Raw genomic sequence first — 26,685 nt, forward strand, 5'->3', positions numbered from 1 at the left:
CGTTGAGTAGACTCAGAGCATCAACGTGCTCCGGGGTCGGTGTGAATCCGAACCGGCGGTGACAGTCCGCGAACGCCTGGCGACAGGCGCCGATCCGGTGAGATTCCGGGACCGACGGTGATGCGAGGGCAACCTCGCTAGTCCGGATGAGAGGCAGCACGAGCGACGCAGTCCTGTGCGCGCTGCCGACCCCGGAACCCCCAGGAAGGGATGAGGGATGGCAGTGACCGAGGCGGAACGCGACGCGATGTCGCGGGCTCTCGCGCTCGCCGCCCACGGCCCCCGCGGGGTGAACCCGCAGGTCGGCGCCGTGATCCTCTCCCCCGCCGGCGAAGTGCTCTCCGAGGGATGGCACCGCGGTGCCGGCACCCCGCACGCCGAGGTCGACGCCCTGTCGCGCCTGGCTCCCGGGGCGGCGGCCGGAGCGACGGCCGTCGTCACCCTCGAGCCGTGCAACCACACCGGCCGGACCGGCCCCTGCGCCCTCGCGCTCATCGAGGCCGGGGTCGCGCGGGTCGTGTACGCCCTCGACGATCCGGGGGTGGTCTCGGGCGGCGGCGCGGAGAGGCTGCGCGCCGCGGGCGTCAGTGTCGAATCGGGCGAGCAGGCCGACGCGGCGGAGGGGCTCATCGCCGCGTGGCTCGAGGTGCAGCGTCTCGGGCGCCCGCACGTCACGGTGAAGTGGGCGCAGAGCCTCGACGGGCGGGCCGCCGCCCCGGACGGCACCAGTCAGTGGATCACCGGACCGGCCGCCCGCGCCGACGTGCATCGCCGGCGGGCCGGTGCCGACGCCATCGTCGTCGGCACCGGCACAGTGCTCGCCGACGACCCCGCGCTCACCGCCCGCGACGGCGACGCGCTGCTCCCCCATCAGCCCGTGCCCGTGGTGGTCGGCGCGCGGGAGACGCCCGCCGAGGCCGCCGTGCGCCGTCATCCGCACGCGCCGCTGTTCTTCCCGTCGCGCGATCTCCCCGCCGTGCTCGCCGACCTGCGCGACCGCGGGATGCAGCGCGTCTTCGTCGAAGGCGGCCCGACCCTCGCGAGCGCGTTCCTCGCCGCCGGGCTCGTCGACGAGGTGCTCGCGTACCTCGCGCCGGTGCTCCTCGGGGGCGACCGTCTCGCGCTCACCGACATCGGCGTCGGCACCATCACCGACGCCAGACGGCTGACGATCGACGAGTGGATCCCGCTCGGCCCCGATCTGCTGGCCGTCGCCCGCCCGACACCCCCGGAAGGAAGCTGATGTTCACCGGAATCATCGAGGAGATCGGCGAGGTCACCGCGATCGCGGAGGCCGGAGACGGCTGGCGCCTCACGGTGCGCGCTCCCCGTGCCGCCGCCGATGCGGTTCACGGAGAGTCGATCGCCGTGGGCGGTGTGTGTCTGACGGTGGTCGACTCGACGCCCGAGACCTTCGACGCCGACGTGATGAGGCAGACCCTCGACGTGTCCGCCCTCGGTGACGTGGTCGCGGGCACGCGTGTCAACATCGAGAAGGCGATGCCCGTGGGCGCCCGTCTCGGCGGGCACATCGTGCAGGGGCACGTCGACGGGATCGGCGGCGTGCTCGAGGTGCGCCCCGGCGATCAGTGGAGCGTGCTCCGCATCTCCCTGCCCGCCGACCTCGCCCCTCTCGTGGTCGACAAGGGGTCGATCGCGGTCGCCGGCACCTCGCTCACCGTCAGCGCGGTGAGCGCGCCGGCCGCGGCGGAGGCCTGGTTCGAGGTCTCCCTCATCCCCGAGACGCTCTCGGCCACCACCCTCGGCGCCCTGGCCCCCGGGGATCGTGTGAACCTCGAGACCGACATCCTCGCCCGTCACGTCGAGCGGCTGCTCGCGTTCCGATCGGAAGGAGGCTCGCGATGAGCCTTTCCCCCATCTCCGAAGCCCTCGACGCCCTGCGCGCCGGCCGTGCGGTGATCGTCGCCGACGACGAGAACCGCGAGAACGAGGGCGACATCATCATCTCCGCGGAACTGGCCACCCCCGAGGTCATGGCCTGGATGGTGCGCTGGTCGTCCGGGCTGATCTGCGCCCCCATGCCGGCGGACCTCGCCGACCGGTTGAACCTTCCGCCGATGGTGGAGGTCAACGAGGACGCCCGCTCCACCGCGTACACGATCACGGTGGACGCCGCGGAGGGCGTCACGACCGGCATCAGCGCTCACGACCGCTCCCGCACGCTGAACGTGCTCGCCGACCCGGAGTCCACGCCGAAGAGCATCATCCGTCCCGGGCACATCCTGCCGCTGCGCGCCGTCGACGGCGGCGTCCGCGAGCGCGGCGGCCACACCGAGGCCGCCGTCGAGCTCATGCGCCTGGCCGGTCTGCAGCCAGTCGGGGCGATCGCCGAGGTGGTCGCCGAGGACGGCAGCATGATGCGCCTCCCCGGGCTGCTGGAGCTCGGCGAGCGGGACGGCGTCCCGGTGATCACGATCGAGCAGCTGATCGCGCACCTCAACGAGCACGAGCCTCTGGACGAGGAGGGGGCGAGGCCCGCCCGCCGCCGCGTGAGCCTGCGCGCCAACGCGACGGTCCCGACCGAGCACGGCACGTTCCGCTTCCTCGCCTACAAGGACCGCATCACCGGCACCGATCACATCGCCGTGGTCTCGGGCGAGCCCGGCGAGACCGCGCTGGTGCGCGTGCACTCCGAGTGCCTGACCGGCGAGGCCTTCGGATCGCTGAAGTGCGAGTGCGGCCCGCAGCTCGACGCCGCCCTGGACGCGATCGAGCAGGATGGCGGAGTGGTCATCTACATGCGCGGGCACGAGGGCCGCGGCATCGGCCTGATCAACAAGCTCCGCGCCTACGCGCTGCAGGAGGAGGGCCTCGACACCGTCGACGCCAACCTCGCCCTGGGGCTGCCCGCGGACGCGCGCGAGTACGCGGCGGCGGCCGGCATCCTCACCGACCTCGGCATCTCGAAGGTGCGCTTGCTGACGAACAACACCGACAAGGTGCGCCAGCTCCGCGAGCTGGGGCTCGACGTCGTCGAGCAGGTGCCGCTCATCGTCGGTGTCGGACCGAACAACCACCAGTACCTCGAGACCAAGCGGGACCGCATGGGCCACATCATCGGCGAAGCCGAGCTGGCCGAAGCCCTCGCCCATGGAAAGGACAACGCATGAGCGGCGCCGGAGCACCCGCCACGACCACCCCGATCGACGGAGCCGGGCTGCGCGTCGTCGTCATCGCCGGCACCTGGCACGACGGCATCACGAACGGACTGATCGCCGGAGCGCAGCGCGTGCTCGACGAGGCGGGGGCGACGCACTCCCTCGCCCGCGTGCCCGGGTCGTTCGAGCTCGCGGTCGCCGCGAAGGCCGCCTTCGCGGGAGGCGCCGACGCGGTCGTCGCCCTCGGCGTCATCATCCGCGGCGGCACCCCGCACTTCGAGTACGTGTCCGCGGCGACGACCGACGGTCTCACGCGCGTCGCCCTCGATGCCGGCAAGCCGGTCGGATTCGGCGTGCTCACCCTCGACGACCAGCAGCAGGGCCTCGACCGCGCCGGGCTCGAGGGCTCGAAGGAGGACAAGGGCGCCGAGGCCGCGGACGCCGCTCTGCGCACCGCCCTGGTGATCCGGGAGCTCTCCGGCTCCGGACGCTGAGTCTCCGGGGCTGAGGCTCCCCTACCTGGCGGACGGTCCTCTTCGGGAATAGCCTGAGGCCATGGAGACCCTTCGCCACGTCGTGCTGTTCATCCACCTGATCGGCTTCGCGATCCTGTTCGGATCGTGGGCGGTGCAGGCGTTCGGGGGCAAGCGCGCCTTCACCGGGTTGATGTCGGTCGGCATGACGATCGCCGCCGTCGCCGGCCTCGCGCTGGCCGCGCCGTGGGGCCTGCCCGACGGCGTGACCATGAACTACGCCAAGATCGGCACGAAGCTCGTCGTGCTGCTCATCATCGGAGCGCTGCTCGGCATCGGATCGGCGCGCCAGAAGCGCGGCGCCGAGATCCCCGCCGCGCTGTTCTGGAGCGTCGGCGTGCTGACCGCCGTCAACGCGGGGATCGCCGCGATCTGGTGATCCGGACGCGCGGAGACCGCGCGTCAACCTGAGTGTTCGCTGAAGACCGGGCGTAGACTCCCCCGTGCTCCCTCGGGAGCGACACCGGAGGAGACACCATGAGCACGACCAGTGCACCCGCAAACCCCAGATCCAGAGTCATCGCCGCCAGCCTGGTCGGCACGACCATCGAGTTCTACGACTTCTACGTCTACGCCACCGCCGCGGTGCTGGTGTTCCCTGTGCTGTTCTTCCCGACCGGGAACGACACGACCTCGCTCCTCGCCTCCTTCGGCGTGTTCGGGGCGGCCATGGTCGCGCGGCCGATCGGTGCCGTGGTGTTCGGCCACTTCGGCGACAAGTTCGGCCGCAAGGCCACCCTGGTCGCCTCGCTGCTCACGATGGGGATCGCGACGTTCCTCATCGGCGTGCTGCCCACGTTCCAGCAGATCAACTGGTGGGCCGCTCTGCTGCTGCTCCTCCTTCGGCTCGCGCAGGGCTTCGCACTCGGCGGGGAATGGTCGGGGGCCGCGCTGGTCGCCACCGAGAACGCGCCGAAGGGCAAGCGCGCCTGGTACGGCTCGTTCCCGCAGCTCGGCGCCCCGCTGGGCTTCATCATCGCGAACGGCATCTTCCTCTCGATCAATGCGCTGCTCCCGCATGAGACCGACGCCACCCTGAAGTCGGCGGCCTTCCTCGAATGGGGCTGGCGCATCCCGTTCCTGTTCTCCGCGGTCATGGTGATCATCGGCCTGTGGGTGCGACTCAAGCTCGTCGAGTCCGACACCTTCACGCGCGCCGCCAACAAGGGCGTCATCCGCAAGCTGCCTCTGGCGACGGTGTTCCGGCACCACTGGAAGCAGCTCATCCTCGGCACGTTCATCATGCTGGCGACCTACGTGCTGTTCTACCTGATGACCAATTTCACCCTCGCCTACGGGACCAAGCCCTCGTCGCTCGAGACGGCCTCCGCAGCAGCACAGAAGGCCGCAGAGGCAGCCGGCAAGGCCTTCGACCCGGCGGCCTTCGCCGCCCAGTTCTACCCCGGCCTCGGCTTCGGATACACGCAGTTCGTCGTCATGCAGATCGTCGGCGTGGTGTTCTTCGGCGTCTTCACCCTGCTGTCCGGCCCGTGGGCCGACCGGGTGGGCCGCCGCAAGCTGCTGCTCTGGGTGACCGGCGCGATCATCCTGTTCGGATTCACGTTCAACCTCTTCCTGCTGCCGCAGGCCACGCCCGAGCTCACCACCGCCGTCACGCAGGGCTTCCTGATCCTGGGCTTCCTGCTGATGGGCATCACCTTCGGGCCGATGGGGGCGATCCTCCCGGAGCTGTTCCCGACCAACGTGCGCTACTCCGGGTCGGCGATCGCCTACAACGTGTCGTCGATCCTCGGCGCCGCCGTCGCTCCGCTCATCGCCGTCGAGCTCTGGCGCATCGGCGGCGGGGAGCCGTGGCTGGTCGGCATCTACCTGTCGGCGATGGCGGTGCTCACCTTCATCGCGCTGTGGCTGACGCCCGAGACGAAGGACCACGACTACGAGTCCGATCTCGGAGTCGGCGCGTCGTCGTAGCGCACCCTCACGAGAAGGCCGCCGCACGCTCCCCGGCACGGGAAAGGGTGTTCCGCGGCCCCTCGCGCGCTTACACTGATCGGCATGGCGACTCTCGACGACGTGCGGAGGATCGCTCTGACGCTCCCCGAGGTCGCCGAGGTGGTCGACGGACACCGCGGCGGCGTCGCCTGGCGCACCAAGAAGGGGCTCGTGGTGTGGGAGCGGCCTCCCAGCGGCCGCGACCTCGAGCAGCTCGACGCGCTCGGCCGCGACTGGCCGGACGGCGTGGTGGTCGGCGTGCGGGTCGACGGGGAGCAGGCCAAGGCGGCGATGCTGGAGACCTACCCTCGGGAGTGCTTCACCATCCCGCACTTCGACGGCTATCCCGCCGTGCTGATCCGCCTCCAGGCGATCGACCTCGACCTGCTGTCCGAGGCGATCACGGATTCGTGGCTGCTGCGCGTCTCCCTGCGCACCGCGAAGCAGTGGCTCTCCGATCGCGGGCTCGACTAGAGGTCACTCCGCGCGGAGGAACGCCTCGACGGCGGCGATCGTCTCCGCGTTGCCGCGGTGCAGGATGCCGCGGACGCCGACGGACGCCGCCCCGGCGATGGACTCCTCGCGGTCGTCGACGAAGAACACCTCGCCGGGCTCCGCCCCCATGCGCTCCAGCGCGAGGAGATAGGCCCGCGGGTCGGGCTTGTTCACCCCCTGCTCGTGGCTGTAGCAGATGGGGTCGAAGACCGCCGAGAAGCCGAAGCGCCGCTCCTCCTCCTCGCGGGCGCCATCGGCGGAGTTGGAGAGGATCGCCCGCCCCGCACGGCCGGCGAGTCCGCGTGCGTACTCGATCAGCCCGTCGTTCCCCTCGCCACAGTACGCATCCCAGAAATCGGCTCGCATCGCGGCGCGATCGTCACCGCTCAGCCCCATCGCGTCTCCGAGGCGCTGCCAGAACTCCTCGGCGCGACCGCTGACGAGATCGATCGGCGGGAGCTCGGCGGTGACGATCAGCGAATCGAGGCCGACGTCCTCGATCCCCGCCCGCCCGCTCCAGCGCCGCCACCACTCGTCCTGCCAGGCGTCGTCGTCGACCGCCTCCAGCACGCCGCCGACGTCGAACAGGACCCACTTCTGCGCAGCCATCCGGACACCCTATGCGATGCGACTGCACGGGACCTGCGTCAATAGACGTTGACAATCGCGCGACAGTCAAGCTAGGTTGACAGACATGGACGTGCGCATCGCCGAAGAGCCGTCGGGCGGCCCTCTCGCGGAGCTGCACCGCATCGCGGGCATCCGTGCAGAGCTCTCCCGGGCCGAGGAGGCCCAGGTACGGCGCGCGCGGCTGGCCGGATACTCGTGGCAGGCGATCGCGAGCGCCCTCGGCGTGAGCAGACAGGCCGCGCATAAGAAGTACGGACGACAATAGAGCCGCCCCTCTCCCCGATACGAGGTCCCCATGTCCCGCACGGCGACAGCACGCCGACGCGGACGCGGTGCGCAGCACGACGGCCCGCGCGCCACGTTCCGCCAGCTCCTCCCCTTCCTCTTCGAGCACAAGAAGGTGCTCGCCGCCGTCACGGTGCTGAGCCTCTTCGGCGCGGCCGCGTCGCTCGTCCAGCCGCTGTTCGTCGGTCAGGTGATCGACCGCGTGCAGCGCAACGAGACGCTCGGAGCCCTGGTCTGGCTGCTGATCGCCTTCGTGATCCTGTCCTCGGTGATCTCCGGATACCAGCACTACCTGCTGCAGCGCACCGGCACCGCGGTGGTCTACTCGAGCCGGCGCAAGCTCATCGCCCGCATCCTGCACCTGCCCATCAGCGAGTTCGACGCCCGGCGCACAGGTGATCTGGTCTCGCGCGTGGGCACCGACACGACGCTGCTCTACGCCGTGCTCACCCAGGGGCTCGCCGACGCCGTCGGCAACGTGATCCTGTTCGCCGGGGCGCTGATCGCGATGCTCCTCATCGACCCCGTCCTCCTGCTCCTCATCGCGCTCGTGATCGGCGGTTCCGTCGTCGTGGTGGTGCTGCTCAGCGGCCGCATCCGCACCGCTTCGGCCGCCCAGCAGGAGAAGGTGGGAGAACTCGCCTCGGGCGTCGAGCGCGCGGTGTCCTCGATCCGCACGGTCCGCGCCTCCGGGGCGACCGAGCGCGAGACGGACGCCGTGACCGGCATCGCCTCCGAGGCGTACGGCCTGGGCGTCCGGATCGCGAAGATCTCCTCGCTCGTCGTCCCGATCGCGGGGATCGCCCTGCAGCTCTCCCTGCTCGTCGTGCTCGGCGTCGGCGGCTTCCGCGTCGCCGCGGGGGCGCTGAGCATTGCGTCGCTGGTCACCTTCATCATGTTCCTGTTCATGCTGATCATGCCGCTCGGCTCGGCCTTCGGCGCGATCACCTCGGTCAACCAGGCGCTCGGCGCCCTGGGCCGCATCCAGGAGGTGCTCGACCTGCCGACCGAGACGCAGCAGGACGAGGCGGATGCCGCGGCGACCGCGGCCGCGGTCGCCGGAGCCCCGGCACTGGAGTTCCGCGACGTGCGCTTCCAGTACCCCGAGAACGTGCTGGCCGCCCGCGCCGCCGCCGCGAAGGAGGCGCAGACGCTGCTCGTCGACGCGCATCTGGAGCGCGCGCCGGACGGCGCCCCGGCTCCGCAACCGATTGCGCACGAGGTCCTGCGGGGCGTGTCCTTCTCGGTCCCCCGTGGCGCTCGCGTGGCCCTCGTCGGCCCCAGCGGCGCGGGTAAGAGCACCGTCCTCTCCCTCATCGAGCGGTTCTACGACCCCGCTGCGGGCTCGATCCGCCTCGACGGGCACGACCTGCGCACCTACCCGCGGGAGCAGCTGCGCGCACACTTCGGCTATGTGGAGCAGGACGCCCCCACGCTCGCCGGCACGCTCGCGGACAATCTGCGGCTCGCCGCGCCGGATGCGTCCGACGCCGAGTGCGAGCGCGTGCTCCGGGCGGTGAACCTGGGCGACGTGCTCGAGCGCGACCCCCTCGGGCTGCAGTCACCGGTCGGCGAGGACGGCGTCATGCTGTCGGGCGGCGAGCGCCAGCGGCTCGCGATCGCCCGAGCCCTGCTCACGGACGCCCCGATCCTGCTGCTGGACGAGTCGACCTCCTCGCTCGACGGCGTCAACGAGCAGCGGATGCGCGAGGCGATCGATGCGGTCTCCGCCGACCGCACGCTGGTCGTCATCGCGCACCGTCTCTCGACGGTGGTCGACAGCGACCTCATCGTGGTGCTGCAGGAGGGCGCGGTGATCGGACAGGGCACGCATGCCGAACTGATCGAGCAGGTCCCGCTCTACCGCGACCTCGCGCGGCACCAGCTGCTCACGGCCTGAACCGCGACGGCCGCATATGGGGAGACGATCTGCACCCGCCCCCGTGAGAAGCGGATGCAGATCGTCTCGTCCACGCACGGATCGTCATCCGCGCGCCACGCGGATGCGGAACACCGAGACCACTCAGCCATGATTGTCTCGGCGCCCCGCATCCGCGGGTCTGAGCCGGATCAGCGTGCGGCGGCGAGCCGGTAGCGCAGGGCCTCCAGTTCGCTGCGCAGCGCGGCCGGCAACCGGTCTCCGAAGATCCCGTAGAACTCCTCGGTGAGGTCGGCCTCGGTGCTCCAGGCGTCGACGTCGACCGAGAACAGCTCGTCCAGATCGGCATCGGTGATCGACAGGCCCTCGAGATTGAGGTCCTCGCGCTTCGGCAGGCGCCCGATCGGCGAGTCGACCGCTCCGACCCGGCCCTCGATGCGCCGGATGATCCAGTCGATCACGCGGGAGTTGTCGCCGAACCCGGGCCACAGGAAGCGGCCGTCCTCTCCGCGGCGGAACCAGTTCACCTGGAAGATGCGCGGTGCGCGGTCGAAGCGCAGCGTGCGTCCCACCTTCAGCCAGTGGCCGAAGTAGTCGCCCATGTTGTAGCCGCAGAACGGCAGCATCGCGAAGGGGTCGCGGCGCAGCTCGCCGACGGTGCCCTCCGCCGCCGCAGTGCGCTCCGAGGAGATCGTCGATCCGAGGAACACCCCGTGGGTCCAGTCGGTGGCCTCGACCACGAGCGGCACGTTGGTCGCGCGGCGTCCGCCGAAGAGGATCACGTCGAGCGGCACGCCCTCCGGAGCCTCCCAGTCCTCGGAGATCTGCGGGCATTGCGCGGCCGACACCGTGAAGCGCGAGTTCGGGTGCGCGGCGGGGCGACCAGACTCCGGTGTCCAGGGGTTGCCCTCCCAGTCGATGAGGTTCGCCGGCGGGGTGTCCGTGAGCCCCTCCCACCACACATCGCCGTCGGGGCGCAACGCGACGTTGGTGAAGATCGTGTTGCCCCAGAGGGTCTCGACCGCGGTGACGTTCGTCGACTCGCCCGTGCCGGGGGCCACCCCGAAGAAGCCCGCCTCGGGGTTCATCGCGTACATCCGGCCGTCCTCGCCCGGACGGATCCAGACGATGTCGTCGCCGAGAGTCTCGACCTTCCATCCGGGGATGGTGGGGCGGAGCATCGCGAGGTTCGTCTTGCCGCAGGCCGACGGGAAGGCGGCGGCGACGTGATGCGCGACGCCCTCGGGCGAGACGACCCGGATGAGCAGCATGTGCTCGGCCAGCCAGCCCTCGTCGCGGGCGATCACGGAGGCGATCCGCAGCGCGAAGCACTTCTTGGCGAGGATCGCGTTGCCGCCGTATCCCGAACCGTAGGAGTAGACCTCGAGCGTGTCGGGGAAGTGCACGATGTACTTCTCGTCGTTGCAGGGCCACTCCACGTCGGCCTGGCCCGGCTCGAGCGGAGCACCGACCGAGTGCACGGTGCGCACCCACGGCGCGCCGTCGGCGATGCGGCGGGTGACCTCTTCTCCGACACGGGTCATGATGCCGATGGATGCCACCGCGTAGGCGCTGTCGGTGATCTGCACACCGATGTGCGAGAGCTTGCCGCCGACCGGTCCCATCGAGAAGGGCACGACGTACATCGTGCGCCCGCGCATCGAGCCCTCGAAGATCCGATCCATCGTGGCGTGCATCTCCGCCGGGTCGGCCCAGTTGTTGGTGGGGCCGGCGTCCTCCTTCGCCGCCGAGGCGATGAAGGTGCGCGCCTCCGTGCGGGCGACGTCGCTAGGGTGCGACCGGGCGAGGTATGAGCCGGGGCGCCACTCCGGGTTGAGCTTGATGATCTTGCCCTCGTCGACGAGCTCGCGCAGGATCGCCTCGTTCTCCGCGCGGGAGCCGTCCACCCAGTGCACGTGCGCCGGCTGGGTGAGCGCGGCGATGCCGTCGACCCACTCGCGCAGCTCCGCCATCGCAGGAGTGTCGTACGCCGGTGCCGCCCCGAACCGGTGCGCGGGCGCGACGCTGGTGATGCGGGGGGTGTAGGTCTCGGCGATAGCCATGTCTGCTCCTTTGAAACGGGATGCCGTACATCCATCTTCTGCGCGGTTCGCTGCGACTTTCGGTCATTTCGATGCGAAAGAACAATGATTCTTTCGATATCATCAAGACATGGCGAGCAGCGGACTGGAACTGACCACCCTCGGGCACCGCATCCGGCATCACCGGGTGGAGAGCAGCCTCACCCTCGACGAGCTCGGAGCGAAGGTCGGCATCGCCGGTTCGCAGCTCAGCCTCATCGAGAACGGCAAGCGCGAGCCGAAGCTCTCCCTGCTGCAGGCGATCGCCGAGGCGTGTGCCACCGACGTGGCCGACCTCATCTCCGGGGAGCCCCCGAACCGCCGCGCCGCGCTGGAGATCGCGCTCGACCGCGCGCAGCGGAGCCCGGTCTTCCGCCAGCTCGGCATCGCGCCGGTGCGGGTCACCAAGGGCATGAGCGACGAGACGATCGAGTCGGTGCTGGGCCTGCACAACGAGCTGCAGCGACGGGAGCGCGAGGCGATCGCGACGCCGGAGGAGGCTCGCCGCGCCAACACCGAGCTGCGCCTGCGGATGCGCGCACAGGACAACTACCGCGCCGACATCGAGAAGCTCGCCGAGAAGCAGCTCAAGGCCGCCGGGCACGCCTCCGGGGCGCTGACCCACCGCACCGTCAGCATCATGGCGGAGAAGCTCGGCTTCGAGCTCATCTACGCCAGCGACCTCCCGCACTCCACGCGGTCGCTCACCGATCTGGAGAACGGACGGATCTACCTGCCGCCGGCCTCGATCCCGGGAGGGCACGGCCTGCGCTCGATGGCCCTTCAGGCGATGGCGCACCGTCTGCTCGGCCACACTCCCCCGACCGACTACGCCGACTTCCTGCAGCAGCGGCTCGAGATCAACTACTTCGCCGCCTGCTGCCTCATCCCCGAGACGGCCGGCGTCGCGTTCCTGCAGCAGGCCAAGAAGGACCGCAACCTCGCGGTCGAGGACTTCCGCGACGCGTTCGGCGTCACCCACGAGGCCGCCGGCATGCGGATGACGAACCTCATGACCGCGCATCTCGGCATGAGGCTGCACTTCCTGCGGGTGGACGACACCGGCTCGATCACCCGCGTGTACGAGAACGACGACCTGCCCCTGCCGATGGACGTCACCGGGGCCGTCGAGGGGCAGCCGGTGTGCCGGCGCTTCCAGGCCCGCTCCGCCTTCGGCCAGCAGAACCGCACCACCGAGCAGCACCAGTACACCGACACCCCGGCCGGCACCTTCTGGTGCGCCACCCAGACGGGGACCTCCGGTGACGGGGAGTTCTCGATCACCGTGGGCGTACCCTTCGACGACGCCCGCTGGTGGCGCGGCCGGGAGACCGCATCGCGCGCGGTGTCGACCTGCCCGGACGAGTCGTGCTGCCGGCGCCCCGACCAGGAGGCCGCCGCCCGCTGGACCGGCAAGGCCTGGCCGAGCGCCCGTGTGCACACGCACATGTTCTCGCCACTCCCCCGCGGAGCCTTCCCCGGGGTGGACGACACCGAGGTGTACGCCTTCCTCGACCGGCACGCCGCGGAGTAGTCCCGGACGATCCCCGGCCTGCCGGCCCCGGGTATGCCCGGAGCGGGCATCCGGTCTTACGCTTCCGCATCCGGAACGACGTCTTGCACCCCGAAACAGGGCGATCCGGATGCCGAACGTCACACCGGGTGCAGAACGTCCGGCCACGAGACCGGACGAACCCGGCCCAGCACTCCGCATCCCGAACGACACCCCGCACTCGAAACCCGGGCGATCGGGATGCAGGACGAGCGGACCCGAGACCGGGTCAGACCAGGAAGGCCCGGAACCGTTCGAGTGCGGCGACCGCGGACTCGGTGAGCCCAGGCGAGGCCGACGCGAAGAACTCCGCGACGGGCACTGCCCCATCGCGCACGCCCGTGTGCGACCACGTGCCGGCGAGCCGGCCGGACTCGACGAGGGTCGCCCGGACCATCCCGTTCTTCCCGGGACCGACCACGGCCGCCTGCTCCGCCGTGCACACCGTGGAGCGGTCGGCGTAGGAGAGGTAGTACTCGTCGAAGGCCGGCAGAGCGTGCACCTCCCGGTCACCCGAACGGCGCGGCGCGGAGAGCGCGGCGAACAGCCCGTCCTCGACCTCGGCGACGCGTCCGCGGGAGCGCTCCGCCGCCTCGCGCGCCGTCCCGAGGGTCAGACCCGACCACCATGCGAAGTCCGCGACGCCGGCGGGCCCGTGCCCGGCGATGTATCGCACGAACAGCTCGGACAACGGATCGTCGGGCTCCGCCGACGAGGGCACCCACTCCTCCGCGAGCACGAACAGCTGCTCACGGCCGACGACCGGTCCCTGGCAGAGGATCCCGCCGACGGTCAGGGCGAACAGCAGGTGGTAGCCGCGCTGCGCCGTGGGGTCGATGCCCGCGGCGGAGAACGCCTCGAACGCCTCGGCACGGGTGACCCCCCGCCCCTCGCGCGCGATGCGCTCCCGCAGGGCGCGCTCGGCCACGGTCAGCATCGCGGTGTCGACGCCGAGCTGACGGTGCCGCGTCGCCGCCTGCTGCCGTTGGCGGTCGGCGGTGACCGAGAGGATCCAGCCCAGATCGGGAGCGGGCACGATGTGCAGGGTGCCGCGCATCGTCCAGGCGCGCACGAGACGCCCACGCGTGAAGGCCCGGTCGACGTCGCGCAACGTCGCCCCGCGGGTGCGCACGCCGAGCGCCCAGCGACCGGCGACGAAGTCCTGGCTCTGCACCGCGAGCATGTGCGCCGCGGCGTCGGTCACCGTCCGCGCCGGAGCGGACAGCCGGTGGGAGCGCAGCCGCTCGCTCAGCAGGCGAGTCTGTTTCACGGGACCATCCTGCCCGAGACCTCGGACATCCGCGCTCAGCCGTGCAGCGTCACCTCGCGGCGCTCCGGGATCACCACCGGGTGGGAGCCGGCCATGACCTCGATCACGCGGACCACCTGACAGGAGTAGCCGTACTCGTTGTCGTACCAGACGTACAGCACCGCATCGTGACCGGTGGCGATGGTGGCCAGGCCGTCGACGATCCCCGCACGGTGGGAGCCGACGAAGTCGGTGGAGACCACCTCGGGGCTCTCCACGTAGTCGATCTGCTGCCGCAGCTTGGAGTGCAGCGACGCCCGCCGCAGGTAGTCGTTGAGCTCGTCGCGGTCGGCCGGGTTCTCCAGCGTGAGGTGCAGGACCGCGAGCGATACGTCGGGCGTCGGCACCCGGATCGCCGAACCCGTGAGCTTGCCGGCGAGCTCGGGGAGCGCCCGGGCGACGGCCTTCGCGGCGCCCGTCTCGGTGATGACCATGTTGAGCACGGCGCTGCGCCCGCGCCGGTCGCCCTTGTGGAAGTTGTCGATGAGGTTCTGGTCGTTGGTGAAGGAGTGCACCGTCTCGACGTGTCCGCGCACGATGCCGTAGGCCTCGTCGACGGCCTTCAGCACCGGGGTGATGGCGTTGGTCGTGCAGGAGGCCGCGGAGAGGATCCGGTCGGCGTCCTCGATCGTCTCATGGTTGATCCCGTGCACGATGTTCTTCAGGGCTCCCTTGCCCGGTGCGGTGAGCAGCACGCGGGCGACGCCGGTGGAGCGGAGGTGGCGGCTGAGGCCCTCCTCGTCGCGCCAGCGGCCGGTGTTGTCCACGACGATCGCATCACGGATGCCGTAGGCCGTGTAGTCGACGGTCGCGGGGTCGTCGGAGTAGATGACCTGGATGCGGGTCCCGTTGGCGATGATCTGCTCGGCCTCCTCGTCGACCGAGACCGAGCCCTCGAACCGGCCGTGCACGGAGTCGCGCTGCAGCAGCGATGCCCGCTTGACGAGGTCGTTCTCCGCGCCGCGACGCACGACGATCGCGCGCAGCCGCAGACCGCTGCCGCCGCTGGTGTGGGCGATGAGGATGCGGGCGAGCAGCCGCCCGATGCGGCCGAACCCGTACAGCACCACATCGGTCGGCTCGGCGGCCTCGGCGCCGAGTGCCGGGGCGAGCGCCTCGGCCAGGTACTCGTCGAGCGGGCGCGCGGAGGCGGCGTGCTCCTCGACGAGGCGGGCCACGTCGATCGACGAGGCGCCGGGCGCGAGCCGGTGCAGCCCCTCGAGCGTCTCGAGCGTGCGATCGAGGGGCAGTTCCGCGTGGCCGAGCTGCGCGACGCGGTCGTGCACCTCGAGCAGTCCGGTCGCCGACAGGCCGAGCAGACGGTGTCCGTGCAGGGAGGTCACGACGTCGTGCTCCCGTCGCAACGCACCGATGAGCGGGATCATCCGCTCTGCCAGTTCTTCCTTCGTGGTCCATTCGTCGTGGCGGGCGGCGACGTCGTTCATCGGCTTCCTTGCATGCGAGGCGACGCGCCGCGGGGATCGGGCGGCGCGGACGGGGAGTCCGTCGCGCGGGCTGCACCCTGCTGCGACGTCCGTCTCCTCCAGCGTAGGAGGCGGGCCGAGGCCGATCCGGCCGATCCGGATCTCAAGAATCGCGAATGCGCCGTCCTCGTTAAGAATCCGGATATCGGCGGACGCCCCTACCGCAGACGCGCGAGGAAACGCTCGATGTACGCGTCGTACTCGGCGATCCGCTCGCCGCCCGGGTGCATGAGGTGGACGATGGTCCCGCCGATCGCGGTGGAGATGTACTCGTCGGCGAGCGGGGCGAAGTCCTGGTCGCGGATCGCCCCCTCGTCGCGGGCGGCTTCCATCCGTGTGACCAGGGCGTCCCTCCAGCCGTCCAGATGCCCGCGGTAGAGGTCGGCGAGGGCCGGATGCACGAGGGCGTACTTCCACAGCGCGAGCAGCACCCGCCCCGCGGCGATCTGCTCCCGGTCCCGCGGCATCGTCGAGAAGAGGAAGGCGCGCAGCTCCCCCTCGGCGCTCGGCGTCTCGGCCCCGGAGGCGTCGAGGTGCTCGGAGATCTGCACGAGCACGGATTCGAAGGTCGCCGCGACGATGGAGTCCTTGCCGGGGAAGTAGTGCTTCAGGGCTCCGTTCGCGAAGCCGGCCTCAGCGGAGATGCTGCGCATCGTGGCCGCCTCGAACCCGCCGCGCAGGATGAGCCTCTTGGCCACCTCCACGATCTCCCGGCGGCGCTGGTCGTGGTCGACGATCTTGGGCATGGCATCCTTCTCCGTCGCGTCCGGATCATCCGGGTCCGTCCGCGTCAGTGCACGCTACCGCACCCGCCCCTCCGCACCCGGCGTCTCCCCCCGCGTCTATTCGTCGCAAAGTGCCGGAATGACGCGCGAGTTCCGGCACTTTGCGACGAATAGACGGGAGGAAAGCCGGATCGGAAGCGCCATGAACCCCGGGCGCGTCAGACCGGAAGGGCGTGCGCCGCCCACATCAGCGCCAGCCCCGCGGTCATCGCCCACGCCTCCGCGCGGAGCAGCCCATCCGCCGTCCGGGTCGTCGTGCGCCGCAGTCCCGCACTCGCAACCGCGCCAGCGCCCGCGCCCGTGAACACACCGTGCCGCCGTCCGAGGACCGTCCACAGGGCGATGCCGCCGACGGCCGCCGCCGCGAGCACGGGCAGGCCCATCCCATGCGCGTGCGAGCCGGGCGAGACGGGCTCATGTCCGCCGGCGAACAGGCAGAGCACCATCGCAAGGCTGCCCGCCGCGCGGTGGCAGCAGCTCGCCGCCTCCGGCCTGCCCCGCAGCCCCGCGGTGCCGAGCATCGCCGAGACCACCCAGACGCCGGCGACCGCGATCGTCACGACGGCTCCGCCCGTGACGGCCAGCGCGAGCATCCCACCCGCCATCGTGAGCGCCGCCTGCCTGCCCTGCCACGGGACCGTGCGCCCCGCGGCGAGACAGCACGCCGCAGCCGCGGCCGCCAGAGCGACCATCAGCCACAGCGCTGCGGGGTGGGCGTGTTCCACACCGGAAGTATATTGATCATCCGCTCAATAACAAGACCCTCGCGGGGGATGGGACATGATGGAGCCATGCCCCGGGTTGTCGACCACGACGAGAGACGGCGCGTGATCGCCGAAGCACTGCTGACCGTCGCCGCGCGCGACGGCCACGAGCAGGTCAGCTCCCGCGCGGTCGCGAAGGAGCTCGGCATGGCGACGGGCGCGCTCTGGCACTACTTCGACGGCTTCGACGACGTGGTGCGCGCCGCCGCCACCGAGGTCACCCGGCGCACCGCCGCCCGCATCCGCACCGCCGCCGAGGGCACGCACGGCCTCAGCAGACTGCGGGCGATCATGGGCGAGGTGCTGCCGCTGAGCCCGACCACCCGCACCGAGGCCGCCGTCGTGGTGGGCTTCTGGGGGCGCCTCGCCTCGGCGGAACACACCGCGGAGTCGGGGCTGCCCACGCAGTCGCTGTGGCAGGACGAGCTGAGGTCTGCGATCGACGAGGCCGTCGCAGACGGGGAGCTGCGGGCCGACACGCCCCGCGCCGATCTGCTCGCCCTCCTGCAGTCCATCACCTACGGCCAGCAGATCATGCAGGTCAGCTCCCCCGAGGACGCCGCCCACCAGCGCGTGCTCGACGCGGTGCTCGCCCCCTGGACCACCTGATCCCGCGTCCTTGCGGGATGCCGCAGCGCGGCGTATTCTCATCGCAACCCGTTTATTGAGCACCTGCTCGAAATTGTAGAGGTCAACGATGTCCCACCACGCCCCGCAGCCGGTCGCCCTCGAGAAGATCGCGGTCCCGCACCCCCTCGACCCCCTCACCGGCGCCGAGATCGCCGCCGCCCGTGCCGTGCTCGAACGGAGCGGGCTGATGGGCGACAACGTGCGCGTCCCGCTGCTCCTGCCCGACGAGCCGACGCGCGAAGAACTCGGCGCCTGGTCGCCGGGCGCGCCGATCGACCGTCGCGTCGACGCGACGCTGCTCGACGTCTCGACGGGGGGCGCGACCGAGGTCATCGTCTCGGTCACCCGCGGCGAAGTCGTGTCCGCAGCGGTGGTACCGAACGACCGCCCGCCCTACGGACAGCCGCAGTACCTCTTCGAGGAGTACGAACGGGCCGAGGCGATCGCGAAGGCCTCCCCCGAGTGGCAGGCCGCCATGGAGCGGCGGGGGCTCGGCGCGCATCGCGAGCTCGCCTTCTGCTCGCCTCTCGCCCCCGGATACACCGGACGGGCCGACGAGGTCGGGCGCCGGGTGATCCGCTCCCTCACCTTCCTCCGCGACGACGAGCACGACTCCCCCTGGGCGCACCCCGTCGAGGGACTGATCGTGCACATCGACCTCACCGCGAACAGCGTCATCCGCGTCGAGGACCACGGCGACGTGCCGGTTCCCGCAGGCCACGGCAACTACTACCCCGAGGTGCAGGGCGAGGCCCGTACCTCGCTCACGCCCATCGAGATCACACAGCCCCAAGGTCCGAGCTTCGACGTCTCCGGTTCACTCGTCGAGTGGGAGGGGTGGTCCATGCGCGTGGGCTTTAACGCCCGCGAGGGCCTCGTACTGCACGAGGTGTCCTTCCAGGGCCGGTCCGTGCTGCGCCGCGCGAGCGTCCCCGAGATGGTGGTGCCCTACGGCGACACCGCGCCCGGCCGCTTCTGGATCAGCTACTTCGACGCCGGCGAGTACCTGCTCGGCAAGAACGCCAACCACCTCGAGCTCGGCTGCGACTGCCTGGGAGTGATCCGCTACCTCGACGGCTACGTCGCCGACGACCACGGCCACCCGGTGCGCATCCCGCACGTCGTCTGCATGCACGAGGAGGACGACGGCATCCTCTGGAAGCACACCGATCTGCAGGGCCGCTCCGATGTGCGCCGCGCGCGCCGGTTCGTGATCTCGTACTTCTCCACGATCGGCAACTACGACTACGGGTTCTACTGGAACTTCGGCCTCGACGGATCGATCGAGGTGGTCGCGAAGGCCACCGGGATCGTCTTCGCGGGGGCCGGCGAGCCGGGTGTGCGGCAGCCGCACGCCACGGAGCTCGCTCCGGGCGTCTTCGCACCGGTGCATCAGCACCTGTTCTGCGCGCGGCTCGACGTCGCGATCGACGGCGACGACAACCGGCTCGTCGAGGTCGACGCCCTGCGCGTGCCGATGGGACCGGACAACCCGTTCGGCAACGCGTTCAGCTGGACGGATACCCCGCTGCGCACGGAGTCCGAGGCGCAGCGCGAGGCGGACAGCGCCGTCGCGCGGGTCTGGGAGGTGCAGAGCGCCTCGCGCACCAACCACGTCGGCCGGCCGACCGCCTACCACCTCGTGCCGGAGCCCACGGCGCTGCTCATGGCCGACCCCGCGTCCTCGGTCGCGGCCCGTGCGGCGTTCGCGACCAAGCATCTCTGGGCCACCGCGCACGAGGACGGTCAGCTCTGGCCCGCGGGCCGCTACCCGAATGCGCATCAGGGCGGAGCCGGGCTGCCGGAGTACACGTCCGGCGACCGTTCGATCGACGGCGCCGACATCGTGCTGTGGCACACCTTCGGGCTCACGCACTTCCCTCGCCCGGAGGACTGGCCGATCATGCCGGTGGACACGGCCGGGTTCCGGTTCAGGCCCTACGGCTTCCTCGACCAGAACCCCGCGATGGATGTGCCGGAGTCGTCCCAGGCGCACGGAGCTCCCGCCGCAGGGGGCGGATGCTGCGAGGGCGGCGCCTGCTCCTGCGGCCACTGACCGGGCGGCGTCTCAGCCGGCGCGGGAGATGAACGCGCCGGCCGAGGCGAACCGGTCGGCCGTCGCGACGATCGTGCGCTGCAGCGCGTGCGCGGCGTGCGACGGCGGCATGTCCGCCCGGCGCGCCAGGCTCACCGTGCGGGACATCGCGGCGGTCAGCGCCGTCGCCCGCAGCTCGGCGCGGCCGTGGTGGACGAGCGCCGGCACGATCGCGACGCCGACGCCGCGCTCGACGAAACGCAACACCGCGTCCATCTCCGGCCCCTCCACGACGAACGCGGGCCGGAGGCCGGCGCCGGCGAACGCCGCATCCGTCGCGACCCGCAGGTCGTAGCTGCGGGGAAAGGCGATCAGCGGCAGCCGCGCGAGGTCGGCGAGACCGATCCGCCCGTCCTCGGCGAGCGGCGGCGACGTGGACGAGGAGACCACGACGAGATCCTCGACGAGCAGCGGCGTGCGGGTGAGGCTCACCGGCGATGCCGCGGTCGCGTCGGAGGAGGTCACCAGCGCGAGATCCAGCTCACCCTCCGCGAGAGCGTCGACCAGGCCCCGGGATCCCCGCTCGAGCACCGAGATCTCGATCCCCGGATGCCGGTCGCGGAATGCGCCGACCACCTCGGTGACGATGCTCGTGCACAGTGAGGGCGTCGCGCCCAGCCGCACCCTGCCGCGCCGGAGGCCGGCGATCTCCCCCATCTCCTGGCGGATGGCGTCCGCATCCGCCAGGATCCTGCGGGCATAGGGCAGCAGGGTCGCACCCGCCGCCGTGGGCGAGACGTGTCCGCGGGCGCGATGGAAAAGCTCGGCGCCGAGCTCCCGCTCGAGAGCGGCGATCTGCCTGCTCAGCGACGGCTGCGCGAGATGCAGCGCATCGGCGGCGCGGGTGAAGTTGCCGGTGCGGGCGATCTCCACCACGCCCTGCAGCTGTTCGAGATTCATGTCCATAGCCTAGGCGCATCGTTTCGAGCTGGATTATGCATTGGAGTTATCGTGCGCGTCTTCCTAGCGTGGAAGGCATGAACGAGAACATCAGTCGCGAGCGCACCGTCTCCACCACGGTGCTCGTGATCGGAACGGGAGGCTCCGGCCTCCGCGCCGCCATCGAGGTCGCCGAGCAGGGGGTCGACGTCATCACCGTGGGCAAGCGCCCGCGCCACGACGCCCACACCTCACTCGCCGCAGGAGGCATCAACGCCGCCCTCGGCACCATGGACCCCGCGGACAGCTGGCAGCAGCACGCCGCGGACACCATCAAGGAGAGCTACTTCCTCGCCGATCCGCGCACGGTCGAGATCGTCACGCGCGGCGCGGAGGAGGGCATCCGCGACCTGGAGCGCTACGGGATGGGCTTCGCACGCGAGGCGGATGGCCGCATCTCGCAGCGCTTCTTCGGTGCGCACACCTACCGCCGCACCGCCTTCGCCGGCGACTACACGGGCCTCGAGATCCAGCGGGCGCTGATCCACCACGCCGAGCAGCTGGAGATCCCGGTGCTCGACACGATCTACATCACCCGCCTGCTGGTCGACGAGGGACAGGTGTTCGGTGCCTACGGCTTCGACCTCGCCGACGGCACACGATACGTCATCCACGCCGACGCGGTGGTGCTCGCGGCCGGCGGCCACAACCGGATCTGGCGGCGCACGTCCTCACGACGCGACGAGAACACCGGCGACTCCTTCCGCCTCGCGGTGGAGGCCGGCGGACGGATCAGGGATCCCGAGCTCGTGCAGTTCCACCCCTCCGGCATCCTGGAGCCGGAGAGCGACGCGGGCACGCTCGTCTCCGAGGCGGCGCGCGGTGAGGGCGGCGTGCTGCGGAACGCCCTCGGCGAGCGCTTCATGGAGCGCTACGACCCCGAGCGCATGGAGCTCTCGACCCGCGATCGCGTCGCACTGGCCGCCTACACGGAGATCGCGGAGGGACGCGGAACGCCGAACGGCGGCGTCTGGCTCGATGTGACGCACCTGCCCCGCGAGACGATCATGACCCGTCTGCCGCGCGTCTACCAGACGATGCTCGAGCTGCAGATGAAGGACATCACGCGCGAGCCCATCGAGATCGCACCCACCGCGCACTACTCGATGGGCGGCGTGTGGGTGCGTCCCGAGGACCATCGCACCGACGTCGACGGCCTCTACGCGATCGGCGAGGCGTCCAGCGGCCTCCACGGCGCGAACCGGCTGGGCGGCAACTCGCTCATCGAGCTGCTGGTGTTCGGCCGCATCGTCGGGCGCGCCGCCGTCGCCCACTCGCGGTCGCTGCCGGCGCAGCGCCGCTCCCCCGCCGCGCTCGCGCAGGCCCGGAAAGAGGTCGACGACCTGCTCTCCGCCGACGGCCCCGAGAACGTGCGGGCGCTGCAGCGCGCCATCCGCGACACCATGACCACCCATGCCGGTGTCGTCCGCGACGAGGAGGGGCTGCGACGGGGCATCGCAGAGCTCGACGCGATCGAGGCCCGCATGGCCGACGTCGGCATCCACCCCGACATCGCCGGCTATCAGGACCTGGCGCACGCCTTCGACCTGCGTTCCTCCGCCCTGGCCGCGCGGGCGACGCTCGAGGCGGCGCGGGAGCGCCGCGAGAGCCGCGGATGCCACAACCGCAGCGACTACCCCGATCAGGACCCCACTCTGCAGGTCAACCTCGTGTGGTCTCCGGCCACCGGCGTCGTGCGCGAGGACATCCCGCCGGTGCCCGAGGAGATCGCCGAGCTCATCCGCGACGTCGACCAGACGGGGAAGCTCGTCGAGTAGTCCGGCTCAGGGGGACGGGATCGGTCGCAGCTCGCCCTGCTCCACGGCGAACGCCTGGTCGTCGGGGAGCAGGGCGAGCGGGAACCGGTCGGCGTACTCCGCCACGATGCCCGCGATGAGGGCCGGCGGATAGGACTCGAGACGGCCGTCGGCGTGCGGGATCACGACGGTGTCGACCAGGCCGAGGCCCCGCAGGTCGGTGAGCCCCGGGGCGGCGGACCGGTCGTCCATCGGCACTGCCGGTTCGACGCTGGGACCGACGACGATCGACCCCGCGCTCAGGCCGATGTACGGCAGCCCCGCGCGCACCCGTGCGGCGAGCACCTCTGCCGCCCCATGCCGCCGCAGGGCGTCGAGCAGGAGGAAGGTGTTGCCTCCGGCCACGTACACGGCGTCGACGCCGTCCAGCGCCGCGGCGAACGACTCCGCATCGACGAAGGATCCCGCCGAGACGTCGACCACCGCGCAGCCCAGCTCGGTGAGCCGCTGCCTCTCGACACTCGCGAAGCCGTCCTCCCCCGATCCCGCGGCATCGCCGAGGTATCCGATGCGCGCGCCGGAGACGGCGCGGTCGAGGTGGGCCGAGAGGAACTCCGGCAGGGCGCCGGCGCCGAGGGAGAGCAGCAGGAGGGGCATCCTGCGATCCTAGGCGCGGCCTCCGACGTCAGGAGGCAGCCGGCTGCGGCCCCCTCCCTGCCGCGTGCGCGACGCTCGCGGTGCGGAGGAAGACGATGATCCAGCTGAAGATGAGCACGGCGGCGATGAGCTCGACGGCGGTGAGGTTGTAGTAGCCGGTGGCGAAGAAGATCCCGAGCAGCGCGATGACCAGCACGTAGATCCACCCCAGCCAGATGAAGGCCCGCGGGAGATCGCGCAGGAACCACGGAAGGCCGACCACGACCACGGCGAAGACCGCGGCCATCCCGGTCGCCACCGTGTTGTGCAGCAGGAAGAAGGCGTCGACCGGGAAGATCCCGACGCAGGCGAGGAAGATCCCGAGCAGGATCAGACCGGCGCGGACGATGCCGCGGCCGCGGCGCTCCTCCCGGGTGCCGGTGGGCAGCGCGGCGGTGGCGTAGCGGGCGATCGTCGTGACCATGACGCCGGCTGCGATGATCGTCGCGTTGAAGGCCGGCGCCGAGCCGTTCGTCGTCTGGCCGAGCGCCGACAGATTGTCGCGCCACCAGTGCTTGTCCGTCGCCGCGAGCATCGCCGCGAAGGCGCCGACGACGAGGAAGATCGCCAGCACGAGCGAGAGGTTCATCGGGTCGAGCGCCGCCGCGCTGAGATAGCAGACGTAGGCGGTCAGGGCGAGGGCGACGCCGATGAGCACGCCGCCGGGAAAGGCGTAGACCGGGGCGTCCTGGAAGCTCAGCTCGAGCAGCTGGGCGATGCCGATCCAGCCGAGCAGGGCGATCGCCGCATGGGCGAAGCCGATCGCGATGAGGTCGTACCAGCGCAGCCGCTGCCCCGGCTCGACGAAGCCGTCGCGCATCTCGGGGGCGCCGTCCGGGCGCACCGACAGCCGCCCGAGCACGAACGACGCGGCCGCGGTCACGGCCCCGCTCACCGAGGCGAAGACGCCGATCGATCCCGGCCCGGTGATCGGGAGGACGTGCCCCCAGAACGAGAGCAGCGCCACGACGAAGCCGATGACGAAGAAGAGCGCCCCGACGAGCAGGGCGGCGGTCTCGAGCACCGCCTCGCGGGTGGGGCTCTCCCGGAGCATCCGCAGCTCGGTCAGGATGCGGGTGACCGCGGCGTTCGGCACGGCGGTCGGAACGGCAGCGGTGCCAGTGCCGGCGTCCGCGGTGGTCTCGCTGCTCATCATCGCCTCCGTGCACAGCATAGAAGGGTTCGGGGCGTCCCGGGATCGCGCCCGGGGTGGTAGAGTGCCGGAACGGATCGTATACAATGACGTCGCTCCCCCACCCGAGGTGATGCACAATGGCCGCTGTCTCCGCCGCCCCCGCCGAGTCGGTGTCGACCCTCGTCGCGCGCAGCGTCGGGGAGTTCCGCTCCGCGGTCTCCGACTCGTTCGTGCCGCTGCAGGTGAGCGCGAACGGTGCCGAGCCGTTCCGCAGCGTCCTGCGCGGGGCCGCCGTCGACGAGGTGCACGTCACCGACCTCCGCGCCACCGCGCACGTCGTCGAGCGCACGCCCGAGCTCATCGCCCGGATGGACCGCTCCTACTTCAAGGTGAGCCTCATGCTCGCCGGCACCGGGCTGCTCATCCAGGACGACCGCGAGGCGGTGCTGTCTCCCGGCGACCTCGCGGTCTACGACACCGACCGCCCCTACTCGCTCGTGTTCGACGAGGACTTCCACACCATGGTGGTGATGTTCCCGAAGCACCTGCTGAGCCTGCCGCCCGAGATGATCGGGCAGCTCACGGCCGTGCGAATCTCGGGCCAGGAGGGCCTGGGCGGCATGGTCGTCCCCTACCTCCGCCAGCTCGCCGGCAACCTCGATCAGCTCGCGGGCTCGACCGGCGCACGCCTCGCGCACAGCGCCCTCGACCTCGTGTCCACCGTGTTCACCAGGGAGCTCGGGCTCGACGACGCGGCCGCCGACCCGCACCGCGCGCTCATGCAGCGGATCCGCGGGCACATCGACCGCAACCTCGCATCGACCGACCTCGGACCGGCGTCGATCGCCGCCGCGCACTACATCTCCACCCGGCATCTGCATGGGCTCTTCCAGGAGCAGGGCACCACGGTGTCCACCTGGATCCGCACCCGCCGCTTGGAGCAGTGCCGGCGCGATCTGCTCGACCCCATGCTCGCCGACCGCCCCGTGGCGGCGATCGCCGCCCGTTGGGGCTTCGTCGACGCCGCGCACTTCAGCCGGGCCTTCAAGACCGCCTACGGCATCTCCCCCAGCGAGTACCGCGCCGCCCACTAGCCGTCCGGACCGCTGGGCCCGCGGCGCCGTGCCGCGCGTCCTGCAGGCGGTCGTCCCGTGCCGTGCTGGGTGTGCCGTGCGGGGTGTGCCGTGTTGGGTGTGCCGTGTTGGGTGGTCAGTTTCGGCAACTTTCGCGGTTCCCCGCTTTGGGTGGTCAGTTTCGGCAACTTTCGCGGTTCCCCCGCTTTGGGTGGTCAGTTTCGGCAACTTTCGCGGCCAAAACCTGCCGAAACTGACCACCCAACAGGAAGCGCCCACCCAACAGGAAGCACCCACCCAACAGGAAGCACCCACCCGACAGGAAGCGCCCGCCGGTGGAAAGCGCCCACACGAGAGGGGCAGGCGGGGCGGCGGGCTCAGCCCCGCCGGGCGAGAGCCGCCGACAGATCGCGGAGCAGGTCCTGCGGCGAGCGCAGGTCGGCCGCGGTCACGCGGATCACGATCCACCCCGCCGCCTCGAGCGCCCGCACCCGTGCGAGGTCGATCCGCCACTGCCGCGGATCCGTCCGATGCTGGTCCCCTTCGTACTCGAGGGCCACACGCGCGTCAGGGTACGAGAGGTCGGGCCGGACCGGAAAGCCGTCGGCACGGACCGACTCTCCGCGGGCATTCCGAGCACGGGCGCCGAGGACCGGTTCGGGGAAGCCCCGTTCCAGGAGCAAGAGCCGCAGTTCGGTCTCCTTGGGCGAGTCGACATCGGCGCGCACCATCGGCAGCGCGGCGCGGAGCTTCGCGGTGCCGGCGGCAGGGCTCCGCCTCTCGATGGCGGCCTCGAGATCCTCCGCGCTGCACCATGGAGCACGGACGCTGCCACCGGCGCGCCTCACCGAGATCAGGGCGTCGCCCAACGCGATCAACTCCGGCGCCGCGAGACTCATCGCGAGCTGACACCAGACATCGGCCGGCGCGGCGAGCGGAAGGTCCTGCCACCGGATCGTGCGGAGGTTCCGCTCACGATGACCGCTCACGCCGGGAATCCGCGGACGCGTGGGCGACCCGCAGGTGACGTGGATCACCTCCTCGTCCTGGAGTCTCCTGGGCAGCGGGAGCCTCAGCAGCCGGGCCGCCGTCGAATGACTGAAGACGGCATCAGGATGCAGGGCCGGCAGGTAGGCCCTGCAGCGGTCGGCGAGCGTCCCCAGGGCGAGCTCCACCCCGCGGATGCCACGGAAGGGGCGCTGCATCCCGGTCCTCCTCAGCTGTCCGGGCGTGAGCCCCAGCTCCGGAGCATCCGAGACACGGAAGGGCACTCCGCGCGGCGGGCTCTTCGCATGTTCTCGGGTCATGCCCTCATGTTTGCGGATCGGCCCGTCAGCGTCCGGAGTTCTCCACAGCCAGCCATCGCGTGGTCAGTTTCGGCAGGAATTCGGGCCAAAACCTGCCGAAACTGACCACCCAACGAGAGGTTCCCTCCCGGCGACCCACCGGGCACGGACGCAGGCTACCCCGCAGGGGCGACCCACCGGGCAC

The 26,685-nt window shown here is 71.1% G+C and carries 24 protein-coding genes and 1 riboswitch; of the genes, 14 read left to right on the forward strand and 10 right to left on the reverse strand.

The genetic code is table 11. The features are described from left to right. Positions 1 to 22 precede the first annotated feature (22 nt). Positions 23 to 163: riboswitch (FMN riboswitch) on the forward strand. A 54-nt stretch (positions 164 to 217) separates the two neighbouring features. From ribD to ABWO84_RS15305, 7 genes are all read left to right on the forward strand, one after another. Further along, positions 218 to 1,243, forward strand: coding sequence for a bifunctional diaminohydroxyphosphoribosylaminopyrimidine deaminase/5-amino-6-(5-phosphoribosylamino)uracil reductase RibD (gene ribD / locus ABWO84_RS15275; RefSeq protein ID WP_353116088.1), 1,026 nt, complete (start codon positions 218 to 220; stop codon positions 1,241 to 1,243). After that, the gene (locus ABWO84_RS15280; protein ID WP_353116090.1) at positions 1,243 to 1,866 is read left to right on the forward strand and encodes a riboflavin synthase; all 624 of its coding nucleotides are present in this window, start codon (positions 1,243 to 1,245) and stop codon (positions 1,864 to 1,866) included. Before ribD ends, ABWO84_RS15280 begins: the two co-directional genes overlap by 1 nt. Next, entirely contained in the window at positions 1,863 to 3,131 is a 1,269-nt protein-coding gene (ribA, locus tag ABWO84_RS15285) for a GTP cyclohydrolase II (RefSeq protein WP_353116092.1), read from the forward strand. Before ABWO84_RS15280 ends, ribA begins: the two co-directional genes overlap by 4 nt. Continuing rightward, positions 3,128 to 3,613, forward strand: a complete 486-nt coding sequence (gene ribH, locus ABWO84_RS15290) for a 6,7-dimethyl-8-ribityllumazine synthase (protein WP_353116094.1) — start codon at positions 3,128 to 3,130, stop codon at positions 3,611 to 3,613. Before ribA ends, ribH begins: the two co-directional genes overlap by 4 nt. Positions 3,614 to 3,674: 61 nt before the next feature. Then, the gene (locus ABWO84_RS15295) at positions 3,675 to 4,031 is read left to right on the forward strand and encodes a Fe-S protein (RefSeq protein ID WP_353116096.1); all 357 of its coding nucleotides are present in this window, start codon (positions 3,675 to 3,677) and stop codon (positions 4,029 to 4,031) included. Between the two features lie 98 nt (positions 4,032 to 4,129). After that, entirely contained in the window at positions 4,130 to 5,584 is a 1,455-nt protein-coding gene (locus ABWO84_RS15300; RefSeq protein ID WP_353116098.1) for an MFS transporter, read from the forward strand. A gap of 84 nt (positions 5,585 to 5,668) precedes the next feature. Beyond that, positions 5,669 to 6,079, forward strand: coding sequence for a hypothetical protein (locus ABWO84_RS15305; protein WP_353116100.1), 411 nt, complete (start codon positions 5,669 to 5,671; stop codon positions 6,077 to 6,079). Between the two features lie 3 nt (positions 6,080 to 6,082). On the opposite strand, the gene ABWO84_RS15310 is transcribed toward ABWO84_RS15305, so the two are convergent. Beyond that, a complete protein-coding gene (locus ABWO84_RS15310; protein ID WP_353116102.1) occupies positions 6,083 to 6,709 on the reverse strand; it encodes an HAD family hydrolase in 627 nt (208 codons plus the stop codon). Positions 6,710 to 6,794: 85 nt separating this feature from the next. Between ABWO84_RS15310 and ABWO84_RS15315 the strand changes: the two genes are divergently transcribed. Then, positions 6,795 to 6,995, forward strand: coding sequence for an AsnC family protein (locus ABWO84_RS15315; RefSeq protein WP_353116104.1), 201 nt, complete (start codon positions 6,795 to 6,797; stop codon positions 6,993 to 6,995). 30 nt (positions 6,996 to 7,025) lie between these two features. After that, positions 7,026 to 8,915, forward strand: a complete 1,890-nt coding sequence (locus tag ABWO84_RS15320) for an ABC transporter ATP-binding protein (RefSeq protein ID WP_353116106.1) — start codon at positions 7,026 to 7,028, stop codon at positions 8,913 to 8,915. A gap of 170 nt (positions 8,916 to 9,085) precedes the next feature. Here ABWO84_RS15320 and ABWO84_RS15325 read toward each other — a convergent pair whose 3' ends face one another. Further along, a complete protein-coding gene (locus ABWO84_RS15325) occupies positions 9,086 to 10,957 on the reverse strand; it encodes a phosphoenolpyruvate carboxykinase (GTP) (protein ID WP_502915427.1) in 1,872 nt (623 codons plus the stop codon). 109 nt (positions 10,958 to 11,066) lie between these two features. Here ABWO84_RS15325 and ABWO84_RS15330 point away from each other — a divergent pair, with 109 nt between their 5' ends. Beyond that, positions 11,067 to 12,509 (forward strand): helix-turn-helix domain-containing protein, encoded by a 1,443-nt coding sequence (locus ABWO84_RS15330; protein WP_353116108.1) that lies wholly within the window; start codon positions 11,067 to 11,069, stop codon positions 12,507 to 12,509. A 247-nt stretch (positions 12,510 to 12,756) separates the two neighbouring features. Here the strand turns inward: ABWO84_RS15330 and ABWO84_RS15335 are convergent, their stop codons facing one another. The 4 genes from ABWO84_RS15335 to ABWO84_RS15350 all read right to left on the reverse strand — a co-directional run bounded on the left by ABWO84_RS15335 (position 12,757) and on the right by ABWO84_RS15350 (position 16,830). Beyond that, complete coding sequence (locus tag ABWO84_RS15335; RefSeq protein WP_353116110.1) at positions 12,757 to 13,797, reverse strand: winged helix DNA-binding domain-containing protein; 1,041 nt, start codon at positions 13,795 to 13,797, stop codon at positions 12,757 to 12,759. A 35-nt stretch (positions 13,798 to 13,832) separates the two neighbouring features. Continuing rightward, positions 13,833 to 15,281, reverse strand: coding sequence for a glyceraldehyde-3-phosphate dehydrogenase (locus ABWO84_RS15340; protein ID WP_353116112.1), 1,449 nt, complete (start codon positions 15,279 to 15,281; stop codon positions 13,833 to 13,835). Positions 15,282 to 15,478: 197 nt separating this feature from the next. Next, the gene (locus ABWO84_RS15345; protein ID WP_353116114.1) at positions 15,479 to 16,066 is read right to left on the reverse strand and encodes a TetR/AcrR family transcriptional regulator; all 588 of its coding nucleotides are present in this window, start codon (positions 16,064 to 16,066) and stop codon (positions 15,479 to 15,481) included. A 197-nt stretch (positions 16,067 to 16,263) separates the two neighbouring features. Continuing rightward, positions 16,264 to 16,830, reverse strand: coding sequence for a hypothetical protein (locus ABWO84_RS15350; protein ID WP_353116116.1), 567 nt, complete (start codon positions 16,828 to 16,830; stop codon positions 16,264 to 16,266). A 66-nt stretch (positions 16,831 to 16,896) separates the two neighbouring features. On the opposite strand from ABWO84_RS15350, the gene ABWO84_RS15355 reads away from it, so the two are divergent. Continuing rightward, positions 16,897 to 17,478 (forward strand): TetR/AcrR family transcriptional regulator, encoded by a 582-nt coding sequence (locus ABWO84_RS15355; protein ID WP_353116118.1) that lies wholly within the window; start codon positions 16,897 to 16,899, stop codon positions 17,476 to 17,478. Positions 17,479 to 17,566: 88 nt separating this feature from the next. Continuing rightward, positions 17,567 to 19,555 (forward strand): primary-amine oxidase, encoded by a 1,989-nt coding sequence (locus ABWO84_RS15360; RefSeq protein WP_353116120.1) that lies wholly within the window; start codon positions 17,567 to 17,569, stop codon positions 19,553 to 19,555. Positions 19,556 to 19,567: 12 nt separating this feature from the next. On the opposite strand, the gene ABWO84_RS15365 is transcribed toward ABWO84_RS15360, so the two are convergent. After that, positions 19,568 to 20,494, reverse strand: coding sequence for a LysR family transcriptional regulator (locus ABWO84_RS15365; RefSeq protein ID WP_353116122.1), 927 nt, complete (start codon positions 20,492 to 20,494; stop codon positions 19,568 to 19,570). Between the two features lie 77 nt (positions 20,495 to 20,571). Between ABWO84_RS15365 and ABWO84_RS15370 the strand changes: the two genes are divergently transcribed. Beyond that, positions 20,572 to 22,311, forward strand: a complete 1,740-nt coding sequence (locus tag ABWO84_RS15370) for an L-aspartate oxidase (protein ID WP_353116124.1) — start codon at positions 20,572 to 20,574, stop codon at positions 22,309 to 22,311. Positions 22,312 to 22,317: 6 nt separating this feature from the next. On the opposite strand, the gene ABWO84_RS15375 is transcribed toward ABWO84_RS15370, so the two are convergent. Both ABWO84_RS15375 and ABWO84_RS15380 read right to left on the reverse strand, forming a co-directional pair. Continuing rightward, positions 22,318 to 22,947 carry a Type 1 glutamine amidotransferase-like domain-containing protein gene (locus tag ABWO84_RS15375; RefSeq protein ID WP_353116126.1) on the reverse strand — a complete coding sequence of 210 codons (630 nt, stop codon included), beginning with the start codon at positions 22,945 to 22,947 and terminating at the stop codon, positions 22,318 to 22,320. A gap of 28 nt (positions 22,948 to 22,975) precedes the next feature. After that, positions 22,976 to 24,139 carry a DUF998 domain-containing protein gene (locus ABWO84_RS15380; protein ID WP_353116128.1) on the reverse strand — a complete coding sequence of 388 codons (1,164 nt, stop codon included), beginning with the start codon at positions 24,137 to 24,139 and terminating at the stop codon, positions 22,976 to 22,978. A 119-nt stretch (positions 24,140 to 24,258) separates the two neighbouring features. Here ABWO84_RS15380 and ABWO84_RS15385 point away from each other — a divergent pair, with 119 nt between their 5' ends. After that, positions 24,259 to 25,215, forward strand: coding sequence for an AraC-like ligand-binding domain-containing protein (locus ABWO84_RS15385; RefSeq protein WP_353116130.1), 957 nt, complete (start codon positions 24,259 to 24,261; stop codon positions 25,213 to 25,215). 356 nt (positions 25,216 to 25,571) lie between these two features. Here ABWO84_RS15385 and ABWO84_RS15390 read toward each other — a convergent pair whose 3' ends face one another. Continuing rightward, a complete protein-coding gene (locus ABWO84_RS15390; RefSeq protein ID WP_353116132.1) occupies positions 25,572 to 26,501 on the reverse strand; it encodes a putative endonuclease domain-containing protein in 930 nt (309 codons plus the stop codon). Between the last annotated feature and the right edge of the window lie 184 nt (positions 26,502 to 26,685).

Origin of the sequence: Microbacterium sp. (genome assembly GCF_040394595.1) — a bacterium.
In the GTDB taxonomy this organism is placed as follows: domain Bacteria; phylum Actinomycetota; class Actinomycetes; order Actinomycetales; family Microbacteriaceae; genus Microbacterium.

Bases quoted from the DNA above. Each gene is read 5' to 3' on its own strand.
- ribD (WP_353116088.1), top strand. From the start codon at position 218: ATGGCAGTGACCGAGGCGGAACGCGACGCGATGTCGCGGGCTCTCGCG.
- ABWO84_RS15280 (WP_353116090.1), top strand. From the start codon at position 1,243: ATGTTCACCGGAATCATCGAGGAGATCGGCGAGGTCACCGCGATCGCG.
- ribA (WP_353116092.1), top strand. From the start codon at position 1,863: ATGAGCCTTTCCCCCATCTCCGAAGCCCTCGACGCCCTGCGCGCCGGC.
- ribH (WP_353116094.1), top strand. From the start codon at position 3,128: ATGAGCGGCGCCGGAGCACCCGCCACGACCACCCCGATCGACGGAGCC.
- ABWO84_RS15295 (WP_353116096.1), top strand. From the start codon at position 3,675: ATGGAGACCCTTCGCCACGTCGTGCTGTTCATCCACCTGATCGGCTTC.
- ABWO84_RS15300 (WP_353116098.1), top strand. From the start codon at position 4,130: ATGAGCACGACCAGTGCACCCGCAAACCCCAGATCCAGAGTCATCGCC.
- ABWO84_RS15305 (WP_353116100.1), top strand. From the start codon at position 5,669: ATGGCGACTCTCGACGACGTGCGGAGGATCGCTCTGACGCTCCCCGAG.
- ABWO84_RS15310 (WP_353116102.1), bottom strand. From the start codon at position 6,709: ATGGCTGCGCAGAAGTGGGTCCTGTTCGACGTCGGCGGCGTGCTGGAG.
- ABWO84_RS15315 (WP_353116104.1), top strand. From the start codon at position 6,795: ATGGACGTGCGCATCGCCGAAGAGCCGTCGGGCGGCCCTCTCGCGGAG.
- ABWO84_RS15320 (WP_353116106.1), top strand. From the start codon at position 7,026: ATGTCCCGCACGGCGACAGCACGCCGACGCGGACGCGGTGCGCAGCAC.
- ABWO84_RS15325 (WP_502915427.1), bottom strand. From the start codon at position 10,957: ATGGCTATCGCCGAGACCTACACCCCCCGCATCACCAGCGTCGCGCCC.
- ABWO84_RS15330 (WP_353116108.1), top strand. From the start codon at position 11,067: ATGGCGAGCAGCGGACTGGAACTGACCACCCTCGGGCACCGCATCCGG.
- ABWO84_RS15340 (WP_353116112.1), bottom strand. From the start codon at position 15,281: ATGAACGACGTCGCCGCCCGCCACGACGAATGGACCACGAAGGAAGAA.
- ABWO84_RS15345 (WP_353116114.1), bottom strand. From the start codon at position 16,066: ATGCCCAAGATCGTCGACCACGACCAGCGCCGCCGGGAGATCGTGGAG.
- ABWO84_RS15355 (WP_353116118.1), top strand. From the start codon at position 16,897: ATGCCCCGGGTTGTCGACCACGACGAGAGACGGCGCGTGATCGCCGAA.
- ABWO84_RS15360 (WP_353116120.1), top strand. From the start codon at position 17,567: ATGTCCCACCACGCCCCGCAGCCGGTCGCCCTCGAGAAGATCGCGGTC.
- ABWO84_RS15365 (WP_353116122.1), bottom strand. From the start codon at position 20,494: ATGAATCTCGAACAGCTGCAGGGCGTGGTGGAGATCGCCCGCACCGGC.
- ABWO84_RS15370 (WP_353116124.1), top strand. From the start codon at position 20,572: ATGAACGAGAACATCAGTCGCGAGCGCACCGTCTCCACCACGGTGCTC.
- ABWO84_RS15375 (WP_353116126.1), bottom strand. From the start codon at position 22,947: ATGCCCCTCCTGCTGCTCTCCCTCGGCGCCGGCGCCCTGCCGGAGTTC.
- ABWO84_RS15380 (WP_353116128.1), bottom strand. From the start codon at position 24,139: ATGAGCAGCGAGACCACCGCGGACGCCGGCACTGGCACCGCTGCCGTT.
- ABWO84_RS15385 (WP_353116130.1), top strand. From the start codon at position 24,259: ATGGCCGCTGTCTCCGCCGCCCCCGCCGAGTCGGTGTCGACCCTCGTC.
- ABWO84_RS15390 (WP_353116132.1), bottom strand. From the start codon at position 26,501: ATGACCCGAGAACATGCGAAGAGCCCGCCGCGCGGAGTGCCCTTCCGT.